Annotated in this window: 19 protein-coding genes; 9 read left to right on the top strand and 10 right to left on the bottom strand. The window is 72.0% G+C overall.

All coding sequences use genetic code 11. The features are described from left to right. The first annotated feature begins 132 nt into the window (after positions 1 to 132). Positions 133 to 396, top strand: coding sequence for a hypothetical protein (locus ACQRWP_RS05850; protein WP_091402229.1), 264 nt, complete (start codon positions 133 to 135; stop codon positions 394 to 396). Between the two features lie 127 nt (positions 397 to 523). Then, on the top strand, positions 524 to 1273 hold the full coding sequence (locus ACQRWP_RS05845) for a phosphotransferase family protein (protein WP_430501156.1): 750 nt from the start codon (positions 524 to 526) through the stop codon (positions 1271 to 1273). Positions 1274 to 1293: 20 nt separating this feature from the next. Here ACQRWP_RS05845 and ACQRWP_RS05840 read toward each other — a convergent pair whose 3' ends face one another. The 3 genes from ACQRWP_RS05840 to ACQRWP_RS05830 all read right to left on the bottom strand — a co-directional run bounded on the left by ACQRWP_RS05840 (position 1294) and on the right by ACQRWP_RS05830 (position 4658). Next, positions 1294 to 2469, bottom strand: coding sequence for an alcohol dehydrogenase catalytic domain-containing protein (locus ACQRWP_RS05840; RefSeq protein ID WP_430501155.1), 1176 nt, complete (start codon positions 2467 to 2469; stop codon positions 1294 to 1296). Continuing rightward, positions 2466 to 3920 carry an aldehyde dehydrogenase family protein gene (locus ACQRWP_RS05835; protein WP_430501154.1) on the bottom strand — a complete coding sequence of 485 codons (1455 nt, stop codon included), beginning with the start codon at positions 3918 to 3920 and terminating at the stop codon, positions 2466 to 2468. Before ACQRWP_RS05835 ends, ACQRWP_RS05840 begins: the two co-directional genes overlap by 4 nt. Positions 3921 to 4001: 81 nt before the next feature. Continuing rightward, entirely contained in the window at positions 4002 to 4658 is a 657-nt protein-coding gene (locus ACQRWP_RS05830) for a TetR/AcrR family transcriptional regulator C-terminal domain-containing protein (RefSeq protein ID WP_430501153.1), read from the bottom strand. Positions 4659 to 4853: 195 nt separating this feature from the next. Here ACQRWP_RS05830 and ACQRWP_RS05825 point away from each other — a divergent pair, with 195 nt between their 5' ends. Together ACQRWP_RS05825 and ACQRWP_RS05820 are read left to right on the top strand one after the other, a co-directional pair. Beyond that, complete coding sequence (locus tag ACQRWP_RS05825; protein WP_430501152.1) at positions 4854 to 6026, top strand: acyl-CoA dehydrogenase family protein; 1173 nt, start codon at positions 4854 to 4856, stop codon at positions 6024 to 6026. Positions 6027 to 6121: 95 nt separating this feature from the next. Beyond that, positions 6122 to 6643 carry a peptidoglycan-binding domain-containing protein gene (locus ACQRWP_RS05820; protein ID WP_430501151.1) on the top strand — a complete coding sequence of 174 codons (522 nt, stop codon included), beginning with the start codon at positions 6122 to 6124 and terminating at the stop codon, positions 6641 to 6643. Positions 6644 to 6677: 34 nt separating this feature from the next. On the opposite strand, the gene ACQRWP_RS05815 is transcribed toward ACQRWP_RS05820, so the two are convergent. From ACQRWP_RS05815 to ACQRWP_RS05790, 6 genes are all read right to left on the bottom strand, one after another. Beyond that, positions 6678 to 7715, bottom strand: coding sequence for an aminotransferase class V-fold PLP-dependent enzyme (locus tag ACQRWP_RS05815; RefSeq protein ID WP_430501150.1), 1038 nt, complete (start codon positions 7713 to 7715; stop codon positions 6678 to 6680). Between the two features lie 61 nt (positions 7716 to 7776). Continuing rightward, the gene (locus ACQRWP_RS05810; protein WP_430501149.1) at positions 7777 to 8313 is read right to left on the bottom strand and encodes a SigE family RNA polymerase sigma factor; all 537 of its coding nucleotides are present in this window, start codon (positions 8311 to 8313) and stop codon (positions 7777 to 7779) included. Beyond that, entirely contained in the window at positions 8313 to 8924 is a 612-nt protein-coding gene (locus tag ACQRWP_RS05805) for a permease-like cell division protein FtsX (protein WP_430501148.1), read from the bottom strand. Before ACQRWP_RS05805 ends, ACQRWP_RS05810 begins: the two co-directional genes overlap by 1 nt. 87 nt (positions 8925 to 9011) lie before the next feature. Beyond that, entirely contained in the window at positions 9012 to 11201 is a 2190-nt protein-coding gene (locus tag ACQRWP_RS05800) for an FUSC family protein (protein ID WP_430501147.1), read from the bottom strand. 87 nt (positions 11202 to 11288) lie between these two features. Next, positions 11289 to 12701 carry an FAD-dependent oxidoreductase gene (locus ACQRWP_RS05795; RefSeq protein ID WP_430501146.1) on the bottom strand — a complete coding sequence of 471 codons (1413 nt, stop codon included), beginning with the start codon at positions 12699 to 12701 and terminating at the stop codon, positions 11289 to 11291. Positions 12702 to 12705: 4 nt separating this feature from the next. Continuing rightward, positions 12706 to 12828: a hypothetical protein gene (locus ACQRWP_RS05790; protein WP_430501145.1), complete on the bottom strand. Its 123-nt coding sequence runs from the start codon at positions 12826 to 12828 to the stop codon at positions 12706 to 12708. A gap of 56 nt (positions 12829 to 12884) precedes the next feature. Between ACQRWP_RS05790 and ACQRWP_RS05785 the strand changes: the two genes are divergently transcribed. Next, entirely contained in the window at positions 12885 to 13523 is a 639-nt protein-coding gene (locus tag ACQRWP_RS05785; protein ID WP_430501144.1) for a hypothetical protein, read from the top strand. A 129-nt stretch (positions 13524 to 13652) separates the two neighbouring features. Next, complete coding sequence (locus ACQRWP_RS05780; protein ID WP_430501143.1) at positions 13653 to 14525, top strand: DUF4231 domain-containing protein; 873 nt, start codon at positions 13653 to 13655, stop codon at positions 14523 to 14525. 165 nt (positions 14526 to 14690) lie between these two features. Here ACQRWP_RS05780 and ACQRWP_RS05775 read toward each other — a convergent pair whose 3' ends face one another. Continuing rightward, positions 14691 to 16076 carry a cation:dicarboxylate symporter family transporter gene (locus ACQRWP_RS05775; RefSeq protein ID WP_430501142.1) on the bottom strand — a complete coding sequence of 462 codons (1386 nt, stop codon included), beginning with the start codon at positions 16074 to 16076 and terminating at the stop codon, positions 14691 to 14693. A 97-nt stretch (positions 16077 to 16173) separates the two neighbouring features. Between ACQRWP_RS05775 and ACQRWP_RS05770 the strand changes: the two genes are divergently transcribed. From ACQRWP_RS05770 to abc-f, 3 genes are all read left to right on the top strand, one after another. Further along, positions 16174 to 17757 carry an ATP-binding protein gene (locus tag ACQRWP_RS05770; protein ID WP_430501141.1) on the top strand — a complete coding sequence of 528 codons (1584 nt, stop codon included), beginning with the start codon at positions 16174 to 16176 and terminating at the stop codon, positions 17755 to 17757. Then, the gene (locus ACQRWP_RS05765) at positions 17757 to 18452 is read left to right on the top strand and encodes a response regulator (protein ID WP_430503134.1); all 696 of its coding nucleotides are present in this window, start codon (positions 17757 to 17759) and stop codon (positions 18450 to 18452) included. Before ACQRWP_RS05770 ends, ACQRWP_RS05765 begins: the two co-directional genes overlap by 1 nt. Positions 18453 to 18776: 324 nt before the next feature. After that, a complete protein-coding gene (gene abc-f / locus ACQRWP_RS05760; RefSeq protein ID WP_430501140.1) occupies positions 18777 to 20414 on the top strand; it encodes a ribosomal protection-like ABC-F family protein in 1638 nt (545 codons plus the stop codon). Positions 20415 to 20416 lie beyond the last annotated feature (2 nt).

Below are 20416 nucleotides of genomic sequence, written 5' to 3'. Positions count from 1 at the left end.
CTAGGTATGACTGCTGGCGCAACGTCAGGGGTCGAGAGGTTGACTGAATCGCCGTTCCGGGCAGCTGTGGTGCCGCGAACGGCATGTTCCGGGTTAGCCTTGGCGCATATGGCTACCTTTCGCAGCGCCTCAGTGCTCCTTTCCTCAGACGGCACCAGGACCCCCGGCACCGCCGCGCTCTTCGCCGAGCCGGCCCGTAGGGGCGGGATTCCGCCCTGGGCAGGCGACTTCCGGCCCGCCAACAGCGCCGGCAACGGCCCCAAGAACGCGGTCGGAAAGACCTTCACCTTGGAGCTGCCCGACGGCAGCACCGGCAAGGTCGTGGTCCAAGGCCTCAAGAGCGGCAAGGGCGGCGTCGTGCTGGCGCTGATGGGCGAGGACGCCCCGCCCTTCTGACCAGTCGCCCGGCTCTCGTCGCCCGGGTGCCCAGGGTTGACCCTTCCCGGGTCGACCCAGGGCACCTGGCCAACCACGCCGGTCGCTCCCGAGAAACCGCTGGGATGTCGATGGCCGTGTCGCGACAATGGCCGTTGTGCCGGAGGTCGAAGTCGTCGTCGCCCATCAGGAACGCGTGACCCTGCGCGTCGGTGACGTGTTCCTGAAGATCGACGCTGATCCGGGGCGCACCGACGTCGAGGCCGAGGCGATGGCGCTGGCGCCGCTCCCGACCCCCGAGGTTCTCTGGCGCAAGCCGCCCGTGCTCGCCCTCGCCGCCCTGCCCGGAACGGCGCTCGGCCGCCTCGGCGAGCCTTCGACCGCGTCTCCGGCGGCGTGGGCCGCAGCGGGCGCCGCCGTGCGCAAGCTGCACGACGCGCCGCTACCGCCATGGCCCGGCCGCTGCCGCGACGAGTTGACATCGCAACTCGACGCCGAGTGCGAGTGGCTCGTCGGCAACGGCGTTCTCCCCACCGACCTGGTCACACGCAACCGCCAGATTGCCGAGGCGGCGCTCCGCCCGTGGACCCCGGTCTTCACCCACGGCGACCTACAGATCACCCACGTGTTCGTCGACGGAGACGAGATCACCGGCGTGCTCGACTGGTCCGAGGCGTGCCAGGGCGACGCCCTCTTCGACCTCGCCACCTTGACGCTCGGCCACGAGGAGCACCTCGGCGACGTCCTCGCCGGTTATCGCGCCGACGTCGACCTCGACGTGATCCGCGCGTGGTGGTCGTTGCGAAGCCTGCTGGCGATCCGCTGGCTCGTCGAGCACGGCTTCGACCCGTCCGCACCAGGCTGCGAGGTCGATGTGCTGAGATCGTCAATGTGCTGAGATCCCGGCTGTGACGAGCCTCAGTCCAGGGTGACCACCCAGCGAGCGCCCTCGCCCCGCGCCAGCCGTTCGAACGCCGCGGGCGCCTCCTCCAACGGAATCGTTCCGCTGACCAGCACACCCAGATCCAGTGCGCTGTCGGCGAGTTCGGCGGCCAGCACCGGCACCTCCCGGTCCGGGTCGGACGAGCCGTACACCGAGGAGCGCAGCGTGCGCGCGGAGTGGAAGATGTCCAGCGCCCCCAGGCTGACCATGTCGTCCTTGGCGCCCATGCCGACCACTGTCACCGCTCCCCCACGCCGGGTGAGCCGCCAGGCAGCCCGGATCGTCGCGGCGCGTCCGACGCACTCGAAGGCGTGGTCGACGCCGCGGCTCTCGGTGCGCGCCCGTACCTCCTTGGAGAGCCGGTCGTCGGAGAGCAGGAAGTCGGTCGCCCCGGCGGCGAGCGCCAGGTCCCGCTTCGCCTCGGCGACGTCGATGGCCAGGATCGTCGTGGCACCGGCCCGGCGGGCCGCGCTGAGCACGGCGAGCCCGACCCCACCGAGCCCGACGACCGCGACCGACTCGCCGGGTGTCACCCGGGCGGTGTTCCGGACCGCGCCGACACCGGTGAGCACCGCACAGCCGAGCAGTGCGGCCTGCTCGGGCGGCAGCCCGGCGGGGATCGGAATGACGGCACGCTCGGGTACCACCACCGCCTCGGCGAGTGCGCCGAGGCCGAGGGTCAGGTGCAGCGGTACCCCGTCCTCGGTCTCGCCGCGCGGCACGGTCGGGGCCGTGGTGTCGGCGCAGAGCCACGGCTCGCCGCGCCGGCACCACCAGCAGGCCCGGCAGGCCGGTGCCCAGTTGAGGACGACCGGTGTGCCGACGGTCAGCTGGCTGCCCGGCCCGACCTCGGCCACCACTCCGGTCGCCTCGTGCCCGAGGACCAGCGGGAACCTCGCGGCGAGGGTGCCGTTGACCATGGACAGGTCGGAGTGGCAGACACCGGCCGCCCTGATGGTCACCCGCACCTCGCCGGGGCCGGGCGCGGGCAGGCGTACCCGCTCGACCCGCAGCTCGGCGCCGGACCCGCGCGCGACCAGCGCGCGAACGATGACCGGCGCGGGCGCCGGCTCGGCGCCGCCGCCCGGCGCGGCCGGGGACAGTTCGGTGCCGCCGCTGGGCGCGGCCGGGGACAGCTCGGGGTCGGTCATCGCTGGATCGCCTTCAGCTCGCAGAACTCGGCCAGCCCGTGCACGCCCAACTCCCGGCCCAGGCCGGACTGTTTGTAGCCGCCGAACGGGGCGAGCGGGTTGAACGGGGCACCGTTGATGTCGACCGCGCCGGTGCGCAGCCGCCGGGCCACCGCGAGCGCCGCGTCGGTGTCGGCGGACCAGACTGCGCCGGCCAGCCCGTACTTCGAGTTGTTGGCGATGGCGACCGCCTCGTCGGTGTCGGCGAACGGGATGACGGCGAGCACCGGGCCGAAGACCTCCTCCTGGGCGAGCGCGCTGTCGGGGTGCACGTCGGCGAAGACGGTCGGGGCGACGAAGTGCCCCCGGGTCGGCACCGGGGCGTCGGGCCCGCCGGCGACCAGCCGGGCGCCGTCGGCGAGGGCCCGGTCGATGTGGCCACGCACCCGCTCGGCCTGGGCGGCGGAGACCAGCGGGCCGAGCCGGGTCGCCGAGTCGAACGGGTCGCCGAGTCGGTAGCCGGCCACGGCCGTGGCGATCAGGTCGAGGGCTTCGTCGTACCGGTCGCGGTGCACCAGCATCCGGGTCCAGGCGGTGCAGGTCTGCCCGGAGTTGAGCAGGGCGTTGCCGACGCCCACCTTGACGGCGGTGGCCAGGTCGGCGTCGGGAAGGATCACGTTGGCGGACTTCCCGCCGAGTTCCAGCGCGACCCGGGCGATCCGGTCGGCGGCGAGCCGCATGATCCGCGCGCCGGTGGCGGTGGAGCCGGTGAAGGAGACCAGGTCGACGTCGGGGTGCCCGGCGAGCGCCTCGCCGACCACCGGCCCGGTGCCGGGGACCAGGTTGAGCACGCCCGGCGGTAGGCCGGCTTCGGTGACCGCGTCGAAGAGCAGGTACGCGGTCAACGGGGTCAGCTCGCTGGGTTTGAGCACCACAGTGCAGCCGGCGGCCAGGGCGGGTGCGAGCTTCGCCATCACCTGGTGCAGTGGGTAGTTCCACGGGGTGATCGCGCCGACCACGCCGATCGGCTCGCGGACGACGAGGGAGTTGCCGATGCTCTCCTCGATCGGCGCGCGGGCGGCGAGCGCGACGTGGTCGCGCAGCACTGTCAGCGGGAGCCCGACCTGCACCCGGGCGGCGAGCTTGAGAGGCGAGCCCAGCTCCACGGCGATGGTGCGGGCGAGGTCGTCGGCGCGGGCGGTGAGCGCCGCGTGCAGCCGGTCGAGGTGGGCGGAGCGCTCGGCGGGGGTGGCGGCCGACCAACCGGGAAACGCGGCCCGGGCCGCGGCCACGGCGCGTTCCACGTCGGCCGGGGTGCCGGCCGGCACCTGACCGATCAGCTCCCCGGTGCTCGGGTTCTCCACGTCGATGAGACCGGCGTCGGCGGGAGGCGTCCACTCCCCGCCGACGTGCAGGTGGCGCCGCAGGCGCAGGGAGTCGGGCAACAGCGACGGCGGGGCGGCGAGGTCCATGTCGTCCCTTCGAGGGTGGGCGATGGGCGATGGCGACGGGGGTCGCGACGGGCGATGAAACTAGCGCTGGGAGTTTGGACGCTACCCGTTGGGCCGGGCGGACTCCACCGTCTCGACGGTGCGGTTGTACTCGGCGGCCAGTCCGTGCAGCAGGGCGTCCAGGCCCAGGGCGAAGGCGCCCTCGTCCACGCTCTGCTGGTGTTCGGCGAGCCGGTGGGCCTGGCGCAGGTGCGGGTAGTGCGCCGCGTACAGCTCCGGGTCCTCGACGAAACCGCGGGCGAACGAGCCGAGCGCCGACCCGGCCACGAAGTACCGCAGCGCCGCGCCGATGTGGGTGGCGCGGGCCGGCGGCCAACCGGCCCGGACCAGCCCGCCGTAGACCGCGTCGGCCATGGCGAGGGCAGCCGGTCGACGACCCGGCCCCTGCGCCAGGTACGGCACGATGTTCGGGTGCGCGGTGAGCGCCCTCCGGTACGACCAGGCCCAGTCCCGCAGCGCGGCGAGCCAGTCCCGGCTGGCGAAGCCGCTGGTGTCGACGGCACCGGTGACCGTGTCGGCGACCGCGTCGAGGATCTCGTCCTTGGTGGCGAAGTGGTTGTAGAGCGAGGGGCCCTGTACGCCGAGCGCGGCGGCGAGTCGGCGGGTGGAGAGCGCGCCGAGCCCGTCGGCGTCGATCAGCGCGAGCGCCGTCTCGACGATCCGGTCGCGGGTGAGCAGAGGCCGTCGAGGTCGGGGCACGTCAGAACTCCTCGGTCTGCGGTGTCCCTCCCCGTGGGAACCACCTGTTCACGCACCCTATCGGGGACCGCCTGCGGGCAGGCGTCACCACGTCGGCCGGAGAAGGGGTCTGGACGAATGAAAACTTACACCGCTAGTTTATGAGGGACCGCTACGGCCGTGGCGGCGCACCACCACGCCGACCGAGGGGGAACCGTGGACTTCGCACTGTCCGACGAGGAACGCGCCGTCCGAGACACCGTGCGCGCGTTCATAACCCGCGAGGTGATGCCCCTGGAAGCGGAGGTGCTCCGCCGGGAACGGGCGCACCAGCCGGGCCTCGACCACTCCGAGGTGCGCGAACTGCAACTCAAGGCGCGCAAGTTCGGCTTCTGGGGCCTGGCCACCCCGGAGGAGTACGGCGGGATGAACCTGCCAGCCGTACTCCAGTCGTTGATCTGGACCGAGCTGGGCCACACGTTCGTGCCGTTCCGCTTCGGCGGCGAGGCGGACAACATCCTGTTCCACGCCACCGAGGAGCAGAAGCGGGAGTTCCTCATCCCGACCATCGAGGGCGAGCGACGCTCCTGCTTCGCGATCACCGAACCGGGCGCCGGATCCGACGCGGCCAACATCCGGCTGTCCGCCCGCCGCGACGGCGACGACTGGATCCTCGACGGCGAGAAGACCTTCATCACCGGCGGTCACGATGCCGACTTCGCCATCGTGGTCGCGGTGACCGACCGGGAGAAGGGCGCCCGCAACGGCGGCGCCACGGCGTTCCTGGTGGACCGGTCGATGGGCTGGCGCTCGGAGTTCATCCAGACGATGGGCGAGGGCGGGCCCGCATCACTCATCTTCGACGGCGTACGCGTACCGCACCGCAACATCCTCGGTGAGATCGGGCAGGGCTTCACGCTCGGCATGGAGTGGATCGGCAAGGGGCGCTACACCATCCCGTCGCACGCCATCGGCATCGCCGAGCGGGTGTTGCAGATGGCCATCGAGTACGCCAACACCCGCGAGACCTTCGGCACGAAGATCGGCACCAACCAGGCCATCCAGTGGATGATCGCCGACTCCGAGACGGAGCTGGAGGCGGCCCGCTGGCTGGTGCTGCGCTCGGCGTGGACTGTCGACGCGGGCCTGGACCCCCGGCACGCCTCGTCGATGGGCAAGCTCTACGGCGCCGGCATGGTCAACCGGGTGGTCGACCGGGTGCTCCAGATCCACGGCGGCATGGGCTACACCCGAGAGCTGCCGATCGAACGCTGGTACCGGCAGGTCCGGCTCTACCGGATCTTCGAGGGCACCGACGAGATGCAGCGGCTGATCATCTCGCGGGACCTGCTGCGCGGCTACACGAAGATCGGTGGCCACCTGGCCTGAGCCCACGTGTCCGTTCCCTGACTGACGTGCAACAGAGCGGCGTGGCGAGACGTGTATCGCGTACCACCCGTCCGATCAGCCAGAGGGGGATACGCATGTTCCTACGAAGCAGAGCCGCCACGGTGGCGATGGCCGTCGCCACCGCCGGCGCTGTCGTCATCGCGGCCGCGCCCGCGTCCGCGAGCGTCAGCCAGGGGTACGTCGCGGGCTCGGGCACCTGGACCGACGATTGGAACGACGAGGGCCCCATCTCCGCGTCGACCCGGTCCTACAACAACGTCGTCGCCATGTGGCAGAAGATCCTGCTGGCGGACGGCTACCTTGCCGCCTCCGGCCTCGACTGCCGGTTCGGCGCGGCGACGACGGCCGCCACCAAGCGGTGGCAGCGCGACCGGGGCCTGGTGAGCGACGGCATCGTCGGCCCCAGGACCCTCGCCAGGGCGGCAACCCGCCTCAGCACGTACGAGGGCGACAACTGGTTCTACTACGACGGGCTCGGCAGCAACTTCATCTACTTCGGCCGCCTCCCGAACGGCAGGTGGGACATGAGCCTCGGGCCCGATCTGGAGTGGCAGCCTCTCGCGTACACGGGCGCGACCTTCAGCATCTGCTCCTGACCGGTCGGCCGTGCCCGCAACGGGCGCGGCCGGCCTACCCGGTCAACGCGGTCAGCGCGGCGTCCACGTCGGCCTCGGTGGAGTAGATGTGGAACGAGGCCCGGACCCGTCCGGCGCGCACCGCCGCCCGGATGCCGGCAGCCGCGAGGCGCTGCTCCGCGTCGGGCACGTCCACGCTGACGATGGCGCTCTCCCCCGGTGCCCGGCCCAGCCCGGTCAGGAACCGGTTGGCCAGTGCCACGTTGTGCGCCCCGATCGCCGACACGCCGATCTCGGCGACCACCTCCAGGGCGGGCGCCGCACCGACCCAGCTGAACCAGGCCGGTGAGATGTCGAACCGGCGGGCGTCGTCGGCCAGCCGCAGCGGCGGGCCGTAGTAGGAGGCGTGCGGGTCGCGGCCCGCGTACCAGCCGGCCGCGTCGGCGCGCAGCCGCTCGCGCAACCCGGGGGCCAGATAGGCGTACGCCGTCCCGCGCGGATTCATCAGCCACTTGTAGCCGCCCACCGCCACCACGTCGGCCCGGCTGCCGTCGAACGGCAGCCAGCCACACGCCTGGGTCGCATCCACCGCCACCAGCGTGCCGTGCGCGCGGGCCGCGGCCACGATCTCGTCGTACGCCGCGACCGCCCCGTCGGCCGACTGCACCAGGCTGAACGCCACCAGATCGGTATCGGCGTCGATGGCGTCGACCAGGGACTCCAGCGGCACCGTGCGGACCTTGACGCCACGCTCCTCCTGAACCAGCCAGGGGAAGAGGTTCGAGGTGAACTCGACCTCGGGGACCACCACCGTGGCACCGGCCGGCAGCGCCGCCGCGACCGGCGCGAGGAGCTGGGACACCGCCGCGCCGACCGCCACGTCACCGACCGGCACCCCGATGAGGCCGGCGAAGGCGACGCGAGCCTGATGCGTCGACTCGCCCCAGCCCTCCCACGACGTACGACCAACCCGCCAGGCGGCGAGAGCCTCCTGCAACGCCGCCCACGCCGGCTCCGGCGGCAACCCGTAGCTGGCCGTGTTCAACCAGCCCGGCTCCGGCTGCCACAGTTTCTGCGCCTGCTCGATCTCCATGCCGTCGACGCTAGGCCGAGCGACGCGCGACGGGCACGGCCAATCGGCGATCGGCGGCCTGTCAGATTCGGACGAAGTCCTGACCGAGCAACGCCCGCAGCTTGGTCAACGCGCGGGCGTTCTGCATCTTGACCACCGACACGGAGACGTCGAGGGTGCTGGCGACTGCCTCGACGCTCTGATCCTCCCAGTGCCGGAGCACCACGATGGCCTGGTCGCGGATCGGCAGGGTGGCCAACGCCTGGAGCAGGGCAACGTGCAGCTCCGTGGTGTCGTCGGGCCGCTGCGGCGACACCTCCGGCAGCTCGGCGAGCACGACCTCGGCGGCGCTGCGCCGCTTGTTCTGGTCGAAGACGGCGTTCATGAGGACCCGGCGGCTGTACGCCTCGAGGTTCGCGGTGCGCCGGATCCGGCCCCAGTTCGCGTACATCTTCGCGAAGGTCGTCTGGGTGAGGTCCTGGGCGAGGTGCCAGTCGCGACACATCAGGTAGGCGGTACGCCGCAGCTTCGGTGCGGTGGTCTCGACGAACGCGGTGAACTCCGCCTGCTGGGCGGTCTGCTCGCGCCGTCGAGCCGCGCCCCAGCGGGCACCCGCCATCAGTCGACCACCGATGCGTCGGTGCCGGCCGGGCAGTCGATGCCGATGATCGCTTCGACACCGGGCAGACGTTCGACCCGCGCGGCCAGTTCCGCGTACTGGGACCGCGCGACGAGCCTGATCCGGAACGACTCCGGCAGTTGGCTGGAAACGATGTGGTCGTCGAGTTCGTGTGCGTCCGGGTACACCTTCTTGAACTTCTTCAGCGCCACCTCGCGACTCTCATACGCCACAGTCCCGACCGCCGGGTCCGCGTCCAGCGCGCGGTTGACCGCACCGCGCTGCTGATCGGTGACCTCCAGGGCAAGGAAGACCGCGGCGTCGGTCGCGGTCTCCCCGGCGGGAGCCCCGCATTCCTTGTTCACCAGCATGCCGAACGCTGCCGGCACCGTCGTCGGTGCCGGCGCCGACCCTTGCGGCGGTGTCGCCACGTTCACCACAGCCACCGTCGCGATGGCGACCAGGGCTGCGGCACCGGTCGCCGCCAGCCGTTGCCGGCGTCGACGCAGGGTGGTGCCGGCGGCCACCGCGTCACCGACCAGGTCGACAAGGGTTAGTTCGGGCTCGTCGGCGACAGCGCGGTCGAAGAGCACCCGCAGGTTCTGGTCCATGTTTCCTCCCGTGGCCCCGGTGGGCTTCCACATGTGTTGACTGGTTGGGGCACCGGATCGGTCACATCGACGCCGGCGACACCGGCCTCACGGCCTACGACGGCGCCCGATCGACTCGTCGGCAGCGGGTGGGCGGATCCGGGCCAGACTGTCGGCGAGGCCGGCGAGCCACCGGTCGACCTCCACCAGGTGCCGGACCGACTGGTGGTCGGCCTCGCCGAGGAGCGGACGGATCCGGTCCAACTGGTTGACGCAGCTGGTCGAGGCCGGCGCCCGGTCCGATGTCCGGCCGTGGGCGACCTCGGCGGCGAGGGCGTCGTACGCCGACCGCAGTCGCCCGACGGAGTCTCGCAGCAGCGCCGCCGCCCCGGGCCAGCCGGCGAGGCAGCCAGGCGGGTTGCGGCGCAGCAGCGACTCCGCGCCAGGCACGACCTGGTGCCCGGCGCTCAGCACGGCGTCCCAGTTCACCTGCTGACGGTGCGGATCGTGCCGCTCCGAGTGGTACTGGCAGTACGACGAGTCGATCAGGACCATGCGGCGACGGACCCGGCCGAGGGCACCGGCAGGCGGCGGAGCATCGCCGAGCATCGCCTGAACCGTCTGTTCGACAGCGTCCGCACTGGCCGCCAGGTAGCGGGTGGCGTTGTGCCGCAGGTCGTGGCCCGCGCCGCGCGGCCAGATCGCCACCCCGGCGAGCACGCCGATCACCGCGCCGAGCAGCACGTCGACGAGGCGGGCCTCGGCGAGCCGCCACCCCTCCGGGCTGAGCTGGGCGAAGACGACTGTCAACAGCACTGTGAACAGCGCCTGCTGCCACACCGGACCGAGCAGGCGGCCGACGCCGAAGGCCAGCAGCAGGGTGACCGGCAGCACGACGGCGTACACGATCGGCTCGTCGACGACGAGCATCACCCCGCCGCTGACGACCGCACCGATGATCGTGCCCAGCACGGCCGGCCGCAGCGCGGTGCGGGTGTCGGCGGCCGAGGTGCGCAGGACCGTGAGGGTGGCCAGCAGCACCCAGAAGCCGTGGGTCAGCTGCAACACCCCGGCGGCCACCCGGGCGATGGCGAGCGCCACGGCCAGCCGCAGTGAGCTGTGCAGGTGGGCCGAGCGCGGCGCCAGGTGGGCGCGGAACTGCCACCAGTACAGCGTCCACGGGCTGCGCCGGACGTACTCGAACAGCGCCGAGGAGGCGTCGTCGCCGGCGAGCCGCGCCCCGGTGGCCACCCGGGAGCCGACGACGAAGACCCGCACCTGGTCCGCGAGGGCCAGCGCGGTCGCGTCCCGGCACAACCGGGGTACGTCCGGCGCGTCGCGGGCCTGACCCTCTGCAATGGGGTACGCCGCCTCGGCTCGTCCGACCGCCACGTCCAGGTCGGCCGGGGCCACCGCCGGGGCACCCGGGGACAGGCTCCGGCCGGCCGCGCGGGTGGTGTCCGCGCAGGAGCGCAGCAGACGCGCCGCCGCCAGGTCCGGGATCGGCTCCGGCGGGGCGTCCGCCGCCAACCGGTCCGCCTCGGCGAGCACCTCCCGCAACGCGGTCGCGCAGATCCGCAACGCCCGATCCTGAGCGCCGGCGGCGGTGGGCGCCCACTCCGGAGGGCTGCGGTTCAGCTCGATCGCCGCCACCACGTCGTACGCCCGCTCGCGCCGCGCGTCCCGATCACCCGCAGCGGCGTGCGGGTCGGTCAACCTCTCGGCGGCGGCGTCGAGGAAGGCGGAAACGCCGTCCGCCGCCTCGGCGAGGCGCTGCCGGTAGGAAACCGGCACCGGGTCGGGCCAGAGAAACACCTCGGCCGCGGCGAGCAGCACGACGGCGAGGGTCACCCCACCGAGTCGCTCCGGCAGGGTGCCCGGCTGGTACGGCGGGAACGACGCCAGGATGTAGAAGAGCTGGAACGCGCTCGCCAACCCCACCAGACGCGGGTTGCCGACCCCGGCGAACGCCACCACGAACCCGACGACCAGCATGCCACCGGCGGCAGCCCAGGTGCTCCACGCCAACAGCGAGCCCAGCGCGATCAGCGCCCACACCACCGGCAGCGACAGCACGAGGATCCGCGCCCGTTGCGGCGCCGGACCAGGTAGCTGCGCGAACGACCCGGCGGCGATCGTGCCGAACAACCCGTACGTGGCGAGCGTCGAGCTGCCCGCCCCGTACCGGCAGCCGTAGAAGACGACGGACGCGACGAGCGTCAGTCGGGCCGCGCGTCGCAGGATGGCGTCACCCGGGTCACGGCGGCGAAGCCGGCCAAGGAGGCTGGTTCCGAGCACGACCGCTCCCCCGGTTTGTCGCAGCACCCCTCCCCGGCCCACCATTCTCCACCGCGCCGCGCGACGGGCGGCGGGTTTGGCGACGAATCACCGCCGGGAGCTGCCGAGCAGCCCGAGCCGGAGGGCCCGGAACAGGGTGCCGGGGCGGCTCAGGGCGGCCGGGTGGTCGAGCATTGTGGTGACCCGACCCAGCCGGGCGTTGAGCACCGGATCGGTCAGCGACGCCCGGAAGAGCAGCTCCCCGAACCACTTGGTGACCTTGTAGCCGGGCGGGTACGGCCCGTCGACGTGCGGCAGCTCGATGTCGGCGGTGGTGGAGATCTGCCAGGCGGCGTCGACCACCACGCGGACCTTGTCGAAGTACGCCCGCGCGGGCTCGTCGTGCGGCTTCGGACCGGACCGCAGGTACTTCGACAGGCAGGAGGCGTGCAGTGTCGCGGAGGTCATGCCCTGGCCGTACACCGGGTTGAAGGAGGCGACCGCGTCGCCGGCGGCGACCAACCCGGCGGGCAGGCGGTCGAGCTTGTGGAAGTCGCGGCGTCGGCTGTCCGCCTGGTGGTACGTGACCACCCCGCCGAGCATCTCCCCGTTTTCGGCGATGTCGCCGAACATCTGCGGGTAGTGCTCCCGGCAGCGGGCGGTGAAGTCGGCGACGTCGCGGCTGGGCCGGTCCCCGTCGTAGCCGGCCACCAACATGATCCAGCGGTCCCCCTCGACCGAGTTGATTCCACCGATCCGGGCGGTACGCCCCTTGCCCGCCATGGTGTGGAAGACCGCCACCCAGGCGTCGCTGACCTGCTCGTCGCGCTTGAAGAGCGCCGTGGCGTAGTTCAGCTTGATGGGCATGCGGTGCAGCGGCGGACGCGGCCACCCGTGCTCGGCGAGCCAGTCGCTCAACCGGCTGGAGCGCCCCATCGCGTCGACCACCAGGTCGGCGGCTTCGACGATGGGCTCGGTACCACCCTCGGGCACGTACCGGGCGCCGGTGACCCGCCGCTCGTCGAAGACCAGGCCCTCCGCCCGCCCGTACACCAGGCGGATGTTGTCGATGGCCAGGGTGCGCCGACGGACCAGCGCCTCCAGGAACGGGCGCGTGGTGATCAGCGCCGGCCCGGTGCCGGTCGCCGCAGGCGGCAGACCCAACATGCCGTTCACGAAGACCTTCGCCGTGCCCGGGTCGCGCGGTGGCGGCGGGGCGCCGAGCGCGAGCGCCTCGTCGGCGATGCCGGGAAACCAGCGCTCCAACTGGACCTGACCGGCGGGCAGCAGCGCGTGCACCTGACTGCCCTGGGGCACGCCCGGCCGTGGCCCGGCGTCGACATCGGACGGATCCCGTTCGATGATCAGCACTTCCTCGGCGTGGTCGCTCAACACCCGGGCCGCCAGCAACCCGGCCATGCTGCCACCGAGCACCACCGCCCGTCGCATGACCACTCTGGTCTCGGCGGGTGGTTCGGCCGTCGCTATCTCGGCGAAGAGCCGGGACGGAGAGGGGGGCATGCGATCACTCCTCGAACGATCGGGAAACCTCGGCATTCACGACCGTAACCATCGCGGTGCCCGCCGTCAGCGCTGAGTTGGCCCGCCATGTCGGGTTGGCGCCCCGGGACGCGGTGGCCAGATCCACGGCGGGCTCCGCTGTCCAGGGTCGCGCCGGGTCCGGCCAGCGGTTATGAATATCGGATGAGTGCGCATGCCGGCGCGACCCGGACCCCACGTGCCCCGGGCCTCCCGGAGCCCGGGGTTGGCAGCCGGACCAGGCCCGTCGCCTGGTGGGGCTTCCTGAGCCTGGTGGTGGTCCTGTCCGCCTGCACGCCGACGGGTGACTCGCGCCAGCACACCACGCCGCCGCCCGACAACGCCGCGCCGTCGACGGGCGCCAGCGGTGGTGGGCCACCCTGCACGCCATCGGTCGACGCGCTGGCGGCACCGCCGACGGGCTACCGGCTGGTGGGCAAGGACGTGGCGGTGCCCGATGCCCGCGTGTTGTCGGCGCAAGATTCCGGGGAGGCCGACCCGGCGGCGCGGCTGTTCGCCAAATGGGGGCTCGTCGTCCGCGCCGGCACAGTCGTCGACCTGCGGGTGGCCCCGGGCTGGCAGGACAAGGCCCGGCTCGGCTGGGGCGGCACCGGCACGCCTGCGGCGACCGTCACGGTGCACGCCTGCGCGCCGGAGGGTGGGCAGGCGCAGTGGATGGCCTTCGTCGGCGGCACCTGGGTGGCGCAGGCCGCCTGCGTACCGCTCATCGTGACGTCTAACGGTCAGGACGACCCCGTCGACCTCGGCATCGGCGTCCCCTGCGACAAGACCACCACGCCCTAGCCCCCCGCGCTCAGCCCGGCTGGGTGGACGGCGGGGTCTACTGTCTACACAGCCTGCGTACCGACTGTTCGCCGGGATCGCTGTTCACCCCCGTCGACGCCCTGGACGATCTGTCGAGAGGTCAACGACATGCTGAAGGCCGAGGATCTTCCCCCGTTTCAGCGTGCCGTGTCCTACGAGTCGCAGCGCGGCCAACGCGTGTACGCGACCCTGATCGCGCTGCGGCTGTCCCTGCTCCTGGTGGCCGCGATCGCGGGAGTCGCCACGTGGAAGCTCGACGATTTCGCCCTGGGCCCGGCGCTCGCGGCGGGCGCCTTCGCCGCCACCTCGATCGTCGAGGTCTTTCTTTTCACCAATCGCCCCAATGAACGCTGGTACGTCGGCAGAGCCCTCTCCGAATCGATCAAGTCGCTCACGTGGCGATTCACCATCGCGGCTGACCCTTTTCCCCGAGCGCAGAGCGACTCGGACAGCGTCGAGGAATTCACCAACCGACTGTTGGGCCTGACCCGAGACATGGCGGCCGCCGGGTTGGCGGCCCCAGCGGTGGCGGGGCAACAGATCACGGAAGGAATGCGGACACTGCGGGCCGCCTCCCTCGAGGAGCGCCGCGCCGCGTACCTGACCGACCGTCTTGAGGCCCAGCGAGCCTGGTACGCCGAACGATCATTGTCGAATCGAGCGCGGGCGACCCGCTGGTCGGTCAGCATGCTCGTGCTGGAGATAGTCGGGGTGACCCTGGCCGTGTCGCGGGCTGCCGGGCTGACCGACGTCGACCTGCTCGGCGTGGCCGCCGCAGCGGTCGCGGCCGGCGCGGCCTGGACGCAGACACGGCAACACGGCGCGGTGGCCACCGCCTATGCCCTGGCGAGTCAGGAGCTTGCCGCCATCGGGTCGCTCGCCACCCGGATCGGCTCGGAGGCCGAACTGTCGCGGTTCGTGAACGACACGGAGACGGCGATCTCCCGGGAGCACACGATGTGGCGAGCACGCCGACGCTGACACCTCCGACCCTCCCCGCCCGGTACCCGAAGATCGACTCGGATTTCAGGAAAGCGCGGTGTCGGGGCCGCTCGGATGCCCCGATTTTCGGGAAACGGAGTGGATCACTGGCAGACGGGGTCGCGGCGGCGCTGCGCCGCCGCGACCCCGGGTCCACGCCGTGACTCAGGCCGGGGCTCCGGCTGGCGCGGCCTGCTTCTCGTCGGGGCGGGGCGCCGCCTCGTCGTCGTCGTGCTCGTCGACCATGGTGGCCTCGTCGAACGGGTCGTTGCCGCTCAGCACGGCGGCCGCCCGCTCCCGGTCGAACTCGCCGGTCCAGGTTCCCACCAGCACTGTCGCCACCGCGTTGCCGGCGAAGTTGGTCAGCGCCCGCGCCTCCGACATGAACCGGTCGATGCCGACGATCAGCCCGACCCCGTCGACGAGGTCCGGCCGGTGTGACTGGAGGCCGCCGGCCAGCGTGGCCAGCCCGGCGCCGGTGACTCCGGCGGCACCCTTCGACGCGATGATCATGAACAGCAGCAGCGAGATCTGCTCGCCGATGGCCAGCGGCTTGCCCAGCGCGTCGGCGATGAACAGCGACGCCATGGTCAGGTAGATCGCCGTACCGTCCAGGTTGAACGAGTAGCCGGTCGGCACCGTGATGCCGACGACCGGCTTGCTCACGCCGAAGTGCTCCATCTTGGCGATCAGCCGCGGCAGCGCCGACTCCGACGACGAGGTCGACAGGATCAGCAGGAACTCCCGGCCCAGGTAACGCAGCAGCGAGAAGATCGAGATCCGGGCCACGAACCACAGCAGCGCGCCCAGGAACACCAGCACGAAGATCAGACAGGTGGCGTAGAAGCCCACCATGATTTGGGCGAGGCTCTTGAGGGCGTCCACGCCGGTCGCGCCGACCACCGCGGCCATCGCGCCGAACGCGCCGATCGGCGCCAGCCACATGATCATGGCGAGGACCTTGAAGACGACCCGCTGGATGACGGTGATGGCGCTGAGCACCGGCTCACCCCGCCGGCCCATGGCCTGGACGGCGAAGCCGACCAGCAGGGCGACCAGCAGCGTCTGGAGCACCTTGCCCTCGGTGAGCGAGGAGAGCAGCGTCGTCGGGATGATCCCGAGCAGGAAGTCGGCAGTACCGGCGGCCTCGTCACCGGCGGCGGCCTTGCCGGAGCCGACGAGGTCCGGGCCGAGGTTCAGGCCGGAGCCGGGGTGGATGAGGTTGCCGACGACCAGGCCGATGGCGAGCGCGACGGTCGACATGGTCAGGAAGTAGCCGAGGGCCAGACCGCCGACCTTGCCGACCTTCGCGGCCTGCCGTACGGAGCCGACGCCGAGCACGATGGTGCAGAAGATGACCGGGCTGATCATCATCTTGATCAGGTTGACGAAGCCGGTGCCGATCGGCTTGAGTTCCTTGCCGAAATCGGGGGCGACCAGGCCGACCACGATGCCGGCGACCACGGCCACGATGACGGCCAGATACAGGTAACGGGTACGGTCCCGGCGGACCGCTGGTGCCGGGGTGGTGGCGGATGCGGTGGTGTCCATGTCGACAATGTGAAGCGCGTCTCACCCGTTGACAGCCTTGCGGTCATTCTGTTCACCGCGTTGGCAGAAACGGTGGCGCGACGAGGAGGTGGTGGAGGTGGCCCGACGCCAGTGGAGCATCGCGGGACAACTCTTCGCCCTCCAGGCGGTGGTGGTGACGCTGCTCGTGCTGGCCGGCGCGGCGGGCGCCGTCTGGCTGGCCCGCAGCGACTCCCGCCAGGCCGCGCAGGAGGAGGTGCTCGCGGTGGCGCAGACCGTGGCCGGCTCTCCCGACGTCCGCGCGGCCCTCACGACCGCCGACCCCGCGAGGGTCCTCCAGCCGTACGCCGAATCGACCCGGCAGGCCACGGGCACCGACTTCGTGGTGGTGATGGCCCCCGACCGCACCCGTTTCTCGCACCCGACGCAGGACCGGATCGGCGAGCCGTTCGTCGGTGAGATCGGGCCCGCTCTGGCGGGCCGCGCGTTCACCACCACCAACGTCGGGACGCTCGGCGAGTCGGTGCGCGCGGTCGTTCCGGTGTACGACGAGCAGCGACGCCTCGTCGGTCTGGTCTCGGTGGGCATCACCACCCGCGAGATCGACAAGAAGCTGCTCGGCCAGTTGCCGGTGCTGTTCGGTGTGGTCGCGCCGGCTCTGGCGCTCGCCGCGACGGGCTCCTGGCTGCTCAGCCGCCGGCTCCGTCGCCAGACGCACGGCCTGGGACCGGCGCAGATGACCCGAATGTACGAGTACTACGACGCCGTTCTGCACTCGGTGCGCGAAGGTCTCGTCGTGCTGACCACCGATCGTCGGGTGGCTCTCGTGAACGACGAGGGCCGCCGGCTGTTGGGGCTCGACGCGGACGCGCCGGTGATCGACCAGCCGGTGGCCGGGATCGACCTGCCGCCCGCGGCGGCCGAGCTGCTCGACTCCGGGCGCGACGCCCGTGACGAGCCGATCGTCGCCGGTGACCGGGTGCTCGTCGCCAACCAGCGGACCACCCGCTTCGAGGGCGCGGTGCTCGGCACCGTGCTGACCCTGCGCGACCAGACCGAGCTGCGCACCCTGGCCAGCGAGCTGGATTCGGTGCGCGCGCTGACCGAGGCGTTGCAGGCGCAGACCCACGAGTCGGCCAACCGGCTGCACACCGTGCTGACCCTGGTCGAGCTGGGTCGCGCCGACGAGGCCGTACGGCTCGGCACCCGGGACCTGGCCCTCGCCCAGCAGCTGACCGACCGGGTGGTCGGCGCGGTGACCGAGCCGGCGTTGGCCGCCCTGCTGCTCGGCAAGTCCGCACAGGCCGGCGAGCGCGGGGTGGATCTGGTCATCGAGCCGGACTGCCGCCTCGACGACAGTCCGCTGCCGACCGGTGACCTGCTCACAGTGGTCGGCAACCTGGTCGACAACGCCCTGGAGGCGGTGGCCGGTACGCCGGCGCCGCGCCGGGTGCGGGTCTTCGTCGGCGCGGCCGACGACGAACTGGTGGTCCGGGTCGCCGACAGCGGCCCCGGGCTGGCACCGGAGCGGGTCGCCGACGCGTTCCGGCGCGGCTGGTCCACCAAGAGCACCGGCCGGGGTCTCGGCCTGGCGCTGGTCGGGCAGGTGGTGCGCCGGCACGGCGGTAGCGCCGAGGTGGGTCGCTCCGATGACGGCGGCAGCCTGTTCACCGTCCGGCTGCCGAGCAGGATCGAACGGTGATGACCGCCATCCGGGTGCTGGTCGTCGAGGACGAGCCGCTGCTGGCCGAGGCGCACAGCGCGTACACCGAACGGGTTCCCGGTTTCGTGGTGGTCGGGGTGGCGCACACCGCGCGGGCGGCGATGGCGGCCCTGCGCGCCAACGGCGGCGGCGACGTGGACCTCGTACTCCTGGATTTTCGGCTGCCCGACCTGCACGGCCTGGACGTCTGCCGGGCGCTGCGCGCGGCCGGCAGCAGCGTCGACGTGCTCGCGGTGACGTCCGCGCGGGACCTGGCGGTGGTGCGCACCGCGGTGTCCCTCGGGGTGACCCACTACCTGCTCAAGCCGTTCACGTTCGCCGCGTTCCGCGACAAGCTGGAGCGGTACGCCGACTACCGCGCCCAGGCGCTCGCCGACGGCGAGGTCGCCGCCCAGCACGAGGTGGACCAGATGTTCGCCACCCTGCGCGGCACCGCGGGGCACAGCCTGCCCAAGGGGCTCGACGCGCAGACCCTCGACCGGGTACGCGCCGCGCTCACCGACGGCACCCGCGCGGAGGTCGGGCTGTCCGCGACCGAGGTGAGCGCGCTGACCGGCATCTCCCGGGTGACCGCCCGCCGCTACCTGGAGTATCTGGTGACTGTCGACCGAGCCGCCCGAACCCCCCGCTACGGCACCCCCGGCCGCCCCGAGGTCGAGTACCGACCCCGCTGACACCTCGCCGATCTTGCGTTTTCTGCTGGGACCATTGCCCGCAGAAGCGACATTTCTTCGACAGCAAGTGCAAGATCGATGGAGGTGGGCCGGAACCTGTGGCGGGGCGACGATCCGTTGTTAGACTCGGCGAGTTGGGTTAGCGGTACGACCAGGGAGACCAGACATGGCGGGTGACGACGACATCTCCGGGTGAGACCGGATGTGTTCGGCCATTGGTTCGGCGCGCCTCCTGCGCAGCCGCCGTGGCCACTTGTCGTTCCACGGTTCCCGTTGTCGTCGGGCGGCTGAGGCACGCCCACCCCACCCTTTGAGGTCACTCGCATGTCTGATGCGTTCATTGTCTGCTCGAACCTGTCCTTCTCCTGGCCGGACGACACCCCGGTCTTCTCGGAGCTGTCCTTCACCGTTCCCGGCGGTCGTACCGGCCTGGTCGCGCCCAACGGCGCCGGCAAAAGCACCCTGCTGCGGCTGATCGCCGGGGAGCTGCGGCCCAGCAGTGGCAGCGTCACCGTCGACGGTGTGCTCGGCTACCTCCCGCAGACGCTCCCGCTGGTCGGCGACCTGAGCGTCGCGCAGGTGCTGGGCGTGGCCGAGCGGATCGCGGCGCTGCACGCCATCGAGGCCGGCGACGCCAGCGAGGCACACTTCGCCACCATCGGCGACGACTGGGACATCGAGGAGCGCACCCGCTCGGAGTTGGACCGGCTCGGCCTCGGTGAGCTGTCGCTCGACCGCCGGCTGCACACCCTCAGCGGCGGTCAGGTGATCTCGCTCGGTCTGGCGGCGCAACTGCTGCGCCGTCCGAACGTGCTGCTGCTCGACGAGCCGACCAACAACCTGGACCTGGAGGCGCGGCACAAGCTCTACGACGTGCTGACCGACTGGTCCGGGTGCCTCCTGCTGGTCAGCCACGACCGGGAGCTGCTGGACCGGATGGACCGCATCGCCGAACTGGACCAGGGCGAGATCCGCTGGTACGGGGGCAACTTCACCGCGTACACCGAGGCGGTGCAGGCGGCGCGGGAGGTGGCCGAGAGCAACCTGCGCAACGCCGAGCAGGAGGTCAAGCGGGAGAAACGGGAGATGCAGCAGGCCCGGGAACGCGCCGACCGGCGGGCCAGCAACGCCTCGAAGAACCTGAAGAACGCGGGCCTGGCTCGGATCGTCGCCGGTGGGCTCAAGCGCAGCGCGCAGGAGTCGGCGGGCAAGGCGCAGGAGACGCACTCGTCCCGGCTCGGTCAGGCCAAGGCCCGGCTCGACGAGGCGGGGCGGGCGGTACGCGACGAGGACCGGATCGTCGTGGACCTGCCGGACACCACCGTCCCGGGTGGGCGCACGGTCTTCTCCGGCCAGGGGATGCGGGCCCGCTTCGACGACCGGGACCTGTTCGGCGGCGACGGCGCGGACCTGGTGATCCGGGGTCCGGAACGGATCGCGCTCACCGGGGCGAACGGCGTCGGCAAGTCGACCCTGCTGCGCCTGGTCAACGGCGACCTGGACCCGGCCGGCGGCGAGATCCGGCGGGCCGACGGGCGGATCGCGTACCTGTCGCAGCGGCTGGACCTGCTGGACCTCGACCGTACGGTGGCGGAGAACTTCGCCGCGTACGCGCCGAACCTGCCGGACGCCAAGCGGATGAATCTGCTCGCCCGGTTCCTGTTCCGGGGCGCCCGGGTGAACCTGCCGGTCGGGGTGCTCTCCGGCGGTGAACGGCTGCGCGCCACCCTCGCCTGTGTGCTCTGCGCCGAACCGGCGCCGCAACTGCTGCTGCTCGACGAGCCGACGAACAACCTGGACCTGGTCAGCGTGGGTCAGTTGGAGAGCGCGCTGTCGGCGTACCAGGGGGCGTTCGTGGTGGTCAGCCACGACGAACGGTTCCTCGCCGAGATCGGCGTGCAGCGGTGGTTGCGGTTGGCCGACGGCCAACTGCGGGAGATCAGCGCCCCCGACCGCGGCTGAGC

The sequence above is a fragment of the Micromonospora trifolii genome, assembly GCF_050516465.1.
In the GTDB taxonomy this organism is placed as follows: domain Bacteria; phylum Actinomycetota; class Actinomycetes; order Mycobacteriales; family Micromonosporaceae; genus Micromonospora; species Micromonospora trifolii.
The sequence above is the reverse complement of the archived record's forward strand: the minus strand, read 5'-3'. Positions and strand labels throughout refer to the sequence as shown.

Excerpts from the sequence above, each read along its gene's own strand:
- ACQRWP_RS05795 (WP_430501146.1), bottom strand. The coding sequence starts at position 12,701 with ATGCCCCCCTCTCCGTCCCGGCTCTTCGCCGAGATAGCGACGGCCGAA.
- ACQRWP_RS05840 (WP_430501155.1), bottom strand. The coding sequence starts at position 2,469 with ATGACCGACCCCGAGCTGTCCCCGGCCGCGCCCAGCGGCGGCACCGAA.
- ACQRWP_RS05835 (WP_430501154.1), bottom strand. The coding sequence starts at position 3,920 with ATGGACCTCGCCGCCCCGCCGTCGCTGTTGCCCGACTCCCTGCGCCTG.
- abc-f (WP_430501140.1), top strand. The coding sequence starts at position 18,777 with ATGTCTGATGCGTTCATTGTCTGCTCGAACCTGTCCTTCTCCTGGCCG.
- ACQRWP_RS05815 (WP_430501150.1), bottom strand. The coding sequence starts at position 7,715 with ATGGAGATCGAGCAGGCGCAGAAACTGTGGCAGCCGGAGCCGGGCTGG.
- ACQRWP_RS05805 (WP_430501148.1), bottom strand. The coding sequence starts at position 8,924 with ATGGACCAGAACCTGCGGGTGCTCTTCGACCGCGCTGTCGCCGACGAG.
- ACQRWP_RS05820 (WP_430501151.1), top strand. The coding sequence starts at position 6,122 with ATGTTCCTACGAAGCAGAGCCGCCACGGTGGCGATGGCCGTCGCCACC.
- ACQRWP_RS05785 (WP_430501144.1), top strand. The coding sequence starts at position 12,885 with ATGAGTGCGCATGCCGGCGCGACCCGGACCCCACGTGCCCCGGGCCTC.
- ACQRWP_RS05765 (WP_430503134.1), top strand. The coding sequence starts at position 17,757 with ATGACCGCCATCCGGGTGCTGGTCGTCGAGGACGAGCCGCTGCTGGCC.
- ACQRWP_RS05810 (WP_430501149.1), bottom strand. The coding sequence starts at position 8,313 with ATGGCGGGTGCCCGCTGGGGCGCGGCTCGACGGCGCGAGCAGACCGCC.
- ACQRWP_RS05780 (WP_430501143.1), top strand. The coding sequence starts at position 13,653 with ATGCTGAAGGCCGAGGATCTTCCCCCGTTTCAGCGTGCCGTGTCCTAC.
- ACQRWP_RS05775 (WP_430501142.1), bottom strand. The coding sequence starts at position 16,076 with ATGGACACCACCGCATCCGCCACCACCCCGGCACCAGCGGTCCGCCGG.
- ACQRWP_RS05845 (WP_430501156.1), top strand. The coding sequence starts at position 524 with ATGGCCGTTGTGCCGGAGGTCGAAGTCGTCGTCGCCCATCAGGAACGC.